Origin of the sequence: Pseudooceanicola lipolyticus (assembly GCF_002786325.1) — a bacterium.
Taxonomy (GTDB): Bacteria; Pseudomonadota; Alphaproteobacteria; order Rhodobacterales; family Rhodobacteraceae; genus Pseudooceanicola_C; species Pseudooceanicola_C lipolyticus.
Genome location: NZ_PGTB01000155.1, coordinates 1 through 8,453, shown reverse-complemented (window position 1 = coordinate 8,453; position 8,453 = coordinate 1). Strand labels below are relative to the sequence as shown.

The 8,453-nt window shown below is 67.0% G+C and carries 10 protein-coding genes; 8 read left to right on the top strand and 2 right to left on the bottom strand.

What is annotated here, in order from left to right; genetic code table 11:
- A partial coding sequence (locus CVM52_RS21260; RefSeq protein WP_133119923.1) for a YbfB/YjiJ family MFS transporter occupies positions 1-724 on the top strand: 724 nt, incomplete at its 5' end.
- On the opposite strand, the gene zapE is transcribed toward CVM52_RS21260, so the two are convergent.
- On the bottom strand, positions 721-1,794 hold the full coding sequence (gene zapE / locus CVM52_RS21255) for a cell division protein ZapE (protein ID WP_100164398.1): 1,074 nt from the start codon (positions 1,792-1,794) through the stop codon (positions 721-723). The genes CVM52_RS21260 and zapE overlap by 4 nt on opposite strands.
- An 84-nt stretch (positions 1,795-1,878) precedes the next feature.
- Between zapE and CVM52_RS21250 the strand changes: the two genes are divergently transcribed.
- The 4 genes from CVM52_RS21250 to CVM52_RS21235 all read left to right on the top strand — a co-directional run bounded on the left by CVM52_RS21250 (position 1,879) and on the right by CVM52_RS21235 (position 5,024).
- Entirely contained in the window at positions 1,879-2,361 is a 483-nt protein-coding gene (locus CVM52_RS21250; protein WP_100164397.1) for a GNAT family N-acetyltransferase, read from the top strand.
- Between the two features lie 98 nt (positions 2,362-2,459).
- On the top strand, positions 2,460-3,704 hold the full coding sequence (locus CVM52_RS21245; RefSeq protein WP_100164399.1) for an MFS transporter: 1,245 nt from the start codon (positions 2,460-2,462) through the stop codon (positions 3,702-3,704).
- A gap of 69 nt (positions 3,705-3,773) precedes the next feature.
- Positions 3,774-4,292: a GNAT family N-acetyltransferase gene (locus tag CVM52_RS21240; protein WP_100164396.1), complete on the top strand. Its 519-nt coding sequence runs from the start codon at positions 3,774-3,776 to the stop codon at positions 4,290-4,292.
- 3 nt (positions 4,293-4,295) lie between these two features.
- A complete protein-coding gene (locus CVM52_RS21235) occupies positions 4,296-5,024 on the top strand; it encodes an NYN domain-containing protein (RefSeq protein ID WP_100164395.1) in 729 nt (242 codons plus the stop codon).
- Positions 5,025-5,033: 9 nt separating this feature from the next.
- Here the strand turns inward: CVM52_RS21235 and CVM52_RS21230 are convergent, their stop codons facing one another.
- Entirely contained in the window at positions 5,034-5,654 is a 621-nt protein-coding gene (locus tag CVM52_RS21230) for a TetR/AcrR family transcriptional regulator (protein WP_100164394.1), read from the bottom strand.
- Positions 5,655-5,778: 124 nt separating this feature from the next.
- Between CVM52_RS21230 and mbfA the strand changes: the two genes are divergently transcribed.
- The 3 genes from mbfA to CVM52_RS21215 all read left to right on the top strand — a co-directional run.
- On the top strand, positions 5,779-6,753 hold the full coding sequence (gene mbfA / locus CVM52_RS21225; protein ID WP_100164393.1) for an iron exporter MbfA: 975 nt from the start codon (positions 5,779-5,781) through the stop codon (positions 6,751-6,753).
- A gap of 50 nt (positions 6,754-6,803) precedes the next feature.
- Positions 6,804-7,730, top strand: coding sequence for an AEC family transporter (locus tag CVM52_RS21220; RefSeq protein ID WP_100164392.1), 927 nt, complete (start codon positions 6,804-6,806; stop codon positions 7,728-7,730).
- A gap of 130 nt (positions 7,731-7,860) precedes the next feature.
- Positions 7,861-8,453: FAD-binding protein (locus CVM52_RS21215; RefSeq protein WP_133119921.1), on the top strand; the 593-nt coding region annotated here is incomplete at its 3' end.

Here is an 8,453-nt window from a genome sequence, read left to right as displayed (position 1 = left end):
CGGCGCGGTACTGCCGCTGCTGCTGGACCGGCTTGGCCCGGCCGCCTGGCCGATGGCCTGGACGCTAATCGGGCTGGTCTGTTTCGCCTTCCTGCCGCTGGGCCTGTGGAGCGCGCATGTGCTGCGCCCGGCGCGCCTGGCCCGCGCCCCGGAGCCGCAACCGCTGCCGATCCGGCAGATGCTGCCGCAGATCGGCGGCTATGCCGGCTTCGGGCTGGGCTATATCGTCTATTTGACCTTCCTCAGCGCCTGGATGACCGAACTGGGCGCCCGCGCCGAGCTGATCGCGCTGGTCTGGGTGCTGCTTGGCCTGTGCCTGTGCCTGTCGCCTTTCCTGTGGCGGCCGGTGCTGGCCCGATTTGCCACCGGCCTGCCGCTGGCGCTGATCCTGGTCGGGGTGGCCACCGGCTCCTTGCTGCCGGTGCTGTGGCCCGGCGGCCTGGGGCTGGCGGTGTCGGCGGCGGTGTTCGGGCTCTGCGTGTTCATGGCGCCCGGCGCCGTCACCAGCTTTCTGCGCCAGAACCTGCCGCCCGACAGCTGGGGGCCGGGGCTGAGCCTGTTCACCGTGGTCTTCGCGGTGGCGCAGACCCTGGGGCCGTTCGGCGCCGGGCTGATCGGCGACCTGGCGCAGAATATCGGCGTCAGCCTGGCGGTGGCCGCTGCGGTGCTGCTGTGCGGCGCCGGCAGCGCGCTGTTGCAACGGCGGCTGGCGGCGCCGGATTAACCCGGCGCGGCGCCGCTGCCCCAATCGGCCGCCTGCATCTCGCGCAGGCGCGAGGCGGTGCGCTCGAACTCGAAAATGCCCTCGCCCTCGACATACAGCATCTCGGGTGCCGCGGCGGCCGAGGCCACCAGCCGCACCCGCGCCTCGTAAAGCGCGTCGATCAGGGTGACGAACCGCTTGGCTTCGTTGAAATTCGAGCGCGACAGGCGCGGGATGTCCTCCAGCACCAGCACCCGCACCGCTTCGGCGATTGCAAGGTAATCGGCCGGACCCAAGGGTTTGCCGCACAGGTCATAGAACCGCGCCCGCGCCACGCCGTTGCGATAGGCCGGCAGCACCACCTCGCGCTTCTGCACGATCAGGGTCAGCGGCTCGGCCGGGCCGCCGCTCAGATCCTGCCACACCGCCTCGATCGCGGCGCGGCTGTCGGGGCCGATCGGGGAAAAATAGACCTGCGCGCCTTCCAGCCGGTTCTGCCGGTAATCGCGCGGGCTGGCCAGTTCGCGCACCACCATGCGGGATTTGATCAGCTCGATAAACGGCAGGAACAGCTGCCGGTTCAGCCCGTTTTTATACAGGTCATCGGGCACCCGGTTCGAGGTGGTGACCACCACCACCCCGGCGTCGAACAGCGCCTCGAACAGCCGCCCGACGATCATCGCATCGGTGATATCGGTGATCTGCATCTCGTCAAAGGCCAGCACCCGCAGCGATTTGACCACCTCGGCCACCACCGGCGACAACGCGTCCTCGACCCCGGCCTTGCGCGCCTGGTGCATCCCGGCATGGATTTCCTGCATGAAGGCGTGGAAATGCACCCGCCGCGCCGGGATGTCGCCCAGCGAGTCAACGAAGAGATCCATCAGCATCGACTTGCCGCGGCCGACCCCGCCCCACAGGTACAGGCCCTTGGGCGGCTCGGGGGCCTTGCGGAACAGCCCGCGCTTGACCGGCTGGCTGACCGCGCTGCGGATACGCTCGAATTCGTCCAGCACCGCCTCTTGCGCGGCGTCATGGGACAACGACCCGTCGGCGATGCCGCGGGCATAGATCTCGTGCAGCGATGTCATGGGCTTGGCTTACAACCCACCGAGACCATTGAAAAGGACCGGGATCGGATGTCTATCGCGAACAGGCGAACGGAGGGACCGGGTATGTTGATTCGCGCCGCTACCGATCAGGATGCCAAAGACCTGGCGCAAATCCACGTCCGGTCCTGGGCCGAGACCTATCCCGGCCTGCTGCCGGCGGAAGAGATCGCCGCCTATCCCTATGACCTGCGCCTGGCCCAGTGGCAGGGGGTGCTGGCTCGCGGTGGCACCCGCGTGGTGCTGATCGATGGCACCGGGTTTGCCCAGATCGGCCCGCAGCGCGAGGCGCGTTTCAAGCCCGACTATCCCGACGAACTCTACGCGCTCTACCTGCTGGGCACGGCACAGGGGCGCGGGCTGGGCCGGGCACTTCTGCGCGCGGCGCTGGGCCCGGCACCGCGGCCGTTCACCGCGGTGGTGCTGGCCTCGAACGCCCGCGCCCTGGGGTTCTATACCCGCATCGGCGGGCAGGAGATTGCACGGACGCGCGGCGAAGATGGTCTGGAGGATCTGGTGCTGGGCTGGCCCGACCCCGGCATGATCTGAGGCGATACATCAAAATCTCTTATCCGCAGCCGCAAAACTCCTGATTTGACGCGGATCGCCCAGCCATTAACCTGTGCAGCACCTTTTTGGAGACCCAGATGGCCCGTTCCGCCTCGCTTTTCACGCCGGTCCTGATTACCGGGTGCATCATCATCATGCTCAGCTTCGCGGTGCGCTCGTCCTTCGGCGTGTTCCAGATTCCGATCGCGGATGAATTCGGCTGGCTCAGAAGCGAATTCTCGCTGGCCATCGCGATCCAGAACCTGGCCTGGGGCATCGGCCAGCCGATCTTCGGGGCGATGGCGGAAAAGATCGGCGACCGCCGGGCGATCTTCCTCGGCGCGCTGGTCTATGCGCTTGGTCTGGTGCTGTCGGCCTGGGCGACCACGCCGCTGGAACATCAGGCCTATGGCTGGCTGGTGGGCTTCGGCATCGCCGGCACCGGCTTCGGCGTGATCCTGGCGGTAGTCGGCCGCGCCGCCTCGGACGAAAACCGCTCGATGTCGCTCGCCCTCGTTTCGGCCGCCGGCAGCGCCGGGCAGATTTTCGGTGCCCCGGCGGCGGAATGGATGCTGGGCTTCCTGTCCTGGCAGTCCACCTTCCTGGTCTTCGCCGCCGTCATCCTGGCCTCGCTGTTGCTGCTGCCGGCGATGCGGGCGCCGGCCATGGCCAGCAAGGCCGAGCTGGAGGAAAGCATGGGCACCATCCTGCTGCGTGCCTTCCGCGACCCGTCCTATGCGTTGATCTTCATGGGCTTCTTTTCCTGCGGCTATCAGCTGGCCTTTGTCACCGCGCATTTCCCCGCCATGGTGGCCGAGATGTGCGGCCCGGTCCTGCCCGGCGGCATCCTTCACAGCATGGGCATCACCACCACCTCGGCGCTGGGCGCGGTGTCGCTGTCGCTGATCGGGCTGGCCAATGTCGGCGGCACCCTGCTGGCCGGCTGGCTTGGCAACCGCTATTCCAAGAAATACCTGCTGGCGGCGATCTATACCGCCCGCACCATTGCCGCGGCGGTGTTCATCCTGCTGCCGATCACGCCCGGCTCGGTGCTGATCTTTTCCGTGGTCATGGGCGCGCTGTGGCTGGCCACCGTGCCGCTGACCTCGGGGCTGGTCGCGCAGATCTACGGCCTGCGCTATATGGGCACGCTCTATGGCATCGTCTTTCTCAGCCACCAGATCGGCGGCTTTGTCGGCGTCTGGCTGGGCGGGCGCATGTATGACCTCAGCGGCGATTACACCCTGGTCTGGTGGATCGGCGTCGCCGTCGGCGCCTTCAGCGCCATCGTCCACCTGCCGGTGCGCGAAACCCCCAATACCGGGCTGCGCGCCGCGGCCTGACGCGGGCCGTTGAACCTCTCTGCGGGGCGCACTAGGGTCGCGCCGGCCACCGTTGGGAGAGACCTCACCATGCAGATCCGCACTCCGAAGCGGCACAACCCCGCGGCGCTGGTGATCCGCCCCGCGGCAGCCGCCGACCAGGACGCCGTCTGGGCGATGCTGGAACCGGTGTTCCGCGCCGGCGAGACCTATGTGATCGACCCCGCGATCGGCCGCGACGCCGCCCTCGCCTATTGGTACGACGCGCGCACCTTCCTGGCCGAGGACGATGGCACGCCGCTGGGCACCTATTACCTGCGCGACAACCAGCCCGGCGGCGGCGCGCATGTCTGCAATGCCGGCTTTGTCACCGCCCCGGCAGCGCAGGGGCGCGGCGTGGCCCGGGCGATGTTGGATCACGCGCTGGTGACGGCGACGGAACTGGGCTATCGTGCGATGCAATTCAATTTCGTGGTCGCCACAAATACCCGCGCGGTGGCAACCTGGCAGCGCGCCGGATTCGACATCGTCGGGCGGCTGCCCGGCGCCTTCCGCCACCCGGCGCACGGATATGTCGACGCGCTGGTGATGTATAAGGACCTGACCTGACCCATGCCCGAAGACCGCAAGCTGCTGGCCGTTCTGATCGATGCCGACAATATCTCGGCGAAATATGCCGACGCGATCTTTGACGAGATCGCCTCGCTGGGCGAAGCCAGCATCCGCCGCATCTATGGCGACTTCGCCGGCGGCGGGCCGCAGGGCTGGAACAAGGACAAGCTGGCGGCGCTGGCCATCGTGCCGCACCAGCAATTCGCCCATACCACCGGCAAGAATTCCAGCGACATCACCCTGGTGATCGACGCCATGGACATCCTGCATTCGGGCCGCTTCGACGGCTTTGTGCTGGTGTCCTCCGACAGCGATTTCACCCGCCTGGCCACCCGCATCCGCGACCAGGGGCTGGATGTCTACGGCATGGGCATGCGCAAGACGCCGATGGCCTTCGTCAATGCCTGCAAGCGGTTCATCTATGTCGAAAACATCATGTCGGACGAGCCGAAATCCGGCGCCAAGACGCCGCGCAAGGTCGAGGATGGCGAAGCCCCGGCGCAGCTGGAAGATCCGGTGCAGCTGGTGATCCGGGCGATGGATGCGATCGATCAGGAGGAAGAGTGGTTCTCGCTGGGCCAGATCGGCCAGTACATCACCACCGCCAAGCCCGATTTCGACACCCGCAGCTATGGCAAGAAAAAGCTCAGCGACCTGGTGAAAGAGCTGAAGCGCTTCGAGACCAAGCGTGGCGACGGCAACCAGCTGCTGGTCCGGCGGATGGATTGAGCCGGCGGGTCAGCGCGCGCCGTAACGGGCCATGAAGGTTTCAACCGCGTTGTCGACCACTTCGGCGATCTCTTCCTCGCTGAACTCGGTCTGGATGCCAAAGATCGCCCGCACCCACAGCCGGGCCTTGCACAGCTCGACAAACTGGTCGGCGGCGATGCCGAAATCCTCGATCACCAATTCGCCCCGCTCGGCGGCAAGGGTCAGGAACTTGATCAGGGTTTGGCGCCCGTTCAGCGGCCCGCTGCGGTAATAGGCTTCGCCCAGTTCGGGAAAGCGGTCGCGCTCGGCCATGCAGATGCGGAAACAGCGCTGCGCGAATTCCGACAGCAGGAACGGCACGAATTGCCGCGCCGCGATTGCCAGCGCTTCACCCGCCGGGGCCGAGGCGTCGATCATGCCTTCGGCCCGTTCCGCAAGGCAGCGGCATTCGGTGGTCACCACCTCGGTGAACAGGATGCGCTTGTCAGGGAAATAGCTGTACAGCGTCGCCTTGGACACACCCGCGACGCGGGCAATGTCGTCCATGCTGGCGCCTTCAAAACCATTGGCCAAAAACACCTCGCGCGCACCTGCAAGCACCTGGTCGAACTTGCGCCCGCTGCGCTGGATTTCCGCCGATACGTTCATTCGTCACTCCACTACACAAAACAGCCTAACCCGTTTCATTCGGCCTCAACAACAGCTTCCACCCTCTGGTTCCTGGGCAAAGCCTCACTTATAGTTAGAACAATTCTAAACAAGGAGCACGGCCATGGGATTTCTGTCGCAGCGCAAGCGGTTCGGCGACCTGAGTGAACAGGAGATCATCGCCCTGGCGATTTCCTCCGAAGAGGACGATGCCCGGATCTACCGGGGCTATGCCGAATCGCTGCGCGCCGATTTCCCGGCCAGCGCGCGGCTGTTTGACGGCATGGCCGCGGAAGAGGACCAGCACCGCGCCCGGCTGATTGCCCTGCACCAGGATCGGTTCGGCACGGTGATCCCGCTGATCCGGCGCGAACATGTGGCGGGCTATTACCACCGCCGCCCGGTCTGGCTGGTCGAGAATCTGGGGCTGGACCGGATCCGCGAGCAGGCCTGGGCGATGGAACGCGAAGCCGAACGGTTCTATTCCCGCGCCGCGAAACGCGCCAGCGACGCGGCAACCCGCAAGCTGCTGGGCGATCTGGCCGCCGCCGAGGCCGCCCACCGCGCCACCGCCGACGACCTGGCCGAGACCCATCTGCAGGACGACACCCGCGCCGAGGAAGACGCCGATGCCCGCCGCCAGTTCATCCTGACCTGGGTGCAGCCGGGCCTGGCCGGGCTGATGGACGGCTCGGTCTCGACCCTGGCGCCGATTTTCGCCACCGCCTTTGCCACCCAGGACACCTGGACCACCTTCCTGGTCGGCGTCGCCGCCTCGGTTGGCGCCGGCATCTCCATGGGCTTTACCGAGGCCGCCTCGGATGACGGTGAACTGTCCGGGCGCGGCTCGCCGGTCAAGCGCGGGCTCGCCTCGGGGGTGATGACCACGATCGGCGGGCTGGGCCATGCCCTGCCCTATCTGATTCCGGATTTCTGGACCGCCACCGCGATTGCCGGGCTGGTGGTGTTCATCGAACTCTGGGCGATTGCCGCGATCCAGAACCGGTTTATGGAAACGCCGTTTTTGCGGGCAGTTTTCCAAGTGGTGCTGGGCGGCGCGCTGGTGCTTTCGGCCGGAGTGCTGATCGGCAGCGGCTGAACGCCATCACCCGGCTTGCAGTATCGCGCGGGCCGGGCTACCTGCCTTATATGGTCGAGATATTTCTGCGCACCCTGCCCTTCTTCGCGATTATCGGCCTGGGTGTCTGGGCCGGCAAAACCCGCTTCTTCAGCGAAGAGGCCACCGCCTTCCTGACCAAGTTCGTGTTCTTCTTCCCGCTGTCGGCGATGCTGTTCCGCTTTGCCGCCAACCTGCCGCTGGCCGAGGTGTTCAACGGCCGGCTGATCGGTGGCTATCTGTTCGGTTCGGTCGCGGTTTACCTGATCGCCACCGGCGTCGCCTATCTGCGCCGCGTCAACATGGCCACCGCCGCGGTCGAGGCGCAATGCGCGGTGATCGGCAATGTTGGCTTTCTGGGTCTGCCGATGTTCGTGTTGCTGTTCGGCGAGGCCTCGATCGGGCCGATGATGATGGTGCTGACCACCGACCTGATCGTGTTTTCCAGCCTGATCGTCATCCTGATCACCGCCGGGCAGGATGGCCGGCTGCATCCCGCCGTGCTGCGCACCATCGGTCTGGGCCTGCTGCGCAACCCGATGATCGTGGCGATCAGCGCCGGGCTGATCTGGTCGGCCCTGTCGGTCCCGGTTCCCGTCGTGCTGAACGATTTCCTGCAAATCCTCGGCGGCGCCGCCACCCCCGGCGCGCTATTCGCCATCGGCGCCTCGCTGGCCGGAAAATCCGCCGAACGGGTCGAGGTCGCCGCCTGGCTGACCTTTGCCAAGCTGGTGCTGCACCCGGCCTTCGTGGCAATCGGCGTGCTGGTGTTGCTGCCGCTCGACGCCTTCTCGGCCACGGTGGTGGTGGGTGCCGCCGCGATGCCGGTGGCCGGCAACGTCTTCATGCTGGCACAGCATTACCGCGTCGCCCCCCAGCGCGCCTCGGCGGCGATCCTGTTCTCGACCGCGCTCAGCATCGTCACCTTCCCGCTGGTGGTGGCCTGGGTGTCGGGCTAGCCGGCGGAAAGGGCCGCGCCAACCCCGGCCCCAGATACGCAAATTCCGACCTTTCCATCCCCAAAACTCCGCCGATTGGGCCGCGCCGCCAGATAGGCTAGACTGCGCGCAAACGCTCAGGGAGGGCGCGATGGCCGAGGCCGATGTGATCATCGTAGGTGCCGGGCTGGCCGGGCTGGCGGCGGCGGCAGAGCTGGGGGACCGCGGCAAGCGGGTGCTGCTGCTCGATCAAGAGCCGGAAGCTTCGCTTGGCGGGCAGGCCTTCTGGTCGCTCGGCGGGCTGTTCCTGGTCGATACCCCGGAACAGCGCCGCATGGGCATCCGCGACAGCCGCGACCTGGCGCTGCTGGACTGGATGGGTTCGGCGCAGTTCAACCGGCCCGAGGACAGCTGGCCGCGCCGCTGGGCCGAGGCCTATGTCGATTTCGCCGCCGGCGAAATGCGCCCCTGGCTGCATGGCATGGGGATGCGCTGGTTCCCGGTGGTCGGCTGGGCCGAACGCGGCGGCGGCTTTGCCACCGGCCACGGCAATTCGGTGCCGCGCTTCCACATCACCTGGGGCACCGGCCCCGGCGTGCTCGAACCGTTTATCCGCCGCGTCCGCGCTCATGCCGAGGCCGGGCTGATCACCCTGGCCTTTCGCCACCGCGTCGACCGGATCGAGACCCAAAACGCCGCCGCCTGCGGCGTGTCCGGCGCGGTGCTGGCCACCGACCGGGCGCC

Coding starts and splice junctions, on each gene's coding strand:
- mbfA (WP_100164393.1), top strand. CDS start 5,779: ATGGGATTTCTGTCGCAGCGCAAGCGGTTCGGCGACCTGAGTGAACAG.
- CVM52_RS21220 (WP_100164392.1), top strand. CDS start 6,804: ATGGTCGAGATATTTCTGCGCACCCTGCCCTTCTTCGCGATTATCGGC.
- CVM52_RS21250 (WP_100164397.1), top strand. CDS start 1,879: ATGTTGATTCGCGCCGCTACCGATCAGGATGCCAAAGACCTGGCGCAA.
- CVM52_RS21240 (WP_100164396.1), top strand. CDS start 3,774: ATGCAGATCCGCACTCCGAAGCGGCACAACCCCGCGGCGCTGGTGATC.
- zapE (WP_100164398.1), bottom strand. CDS start 1,794: ATGACATCGCTGCACGAGATCTATGCCCGCGGCATCGCCGACGGGTCG.
- CVM52_RS21230 (WP_100164394.1), bottom strand. CDS start 5,654: ATGAACGTATCGGCGGAAATCCAGCGCAGCGGGCGCAAGTTCGACCAG.
- CVM52_RS21245 (WP_100164399.1), top strand. CDS start 2,460: ATGGCCCGTTCCGCCTCGCTTTTCACGCCGGTCCTGATTACCGGGTGC.
- CVM52_RS21235 (WP_100164395.1), top strand. CDS start 4,296: ATGCCCGAAGACCGCAAGCTGCTGGCCGTTCTGATCGATGCCGACAAT.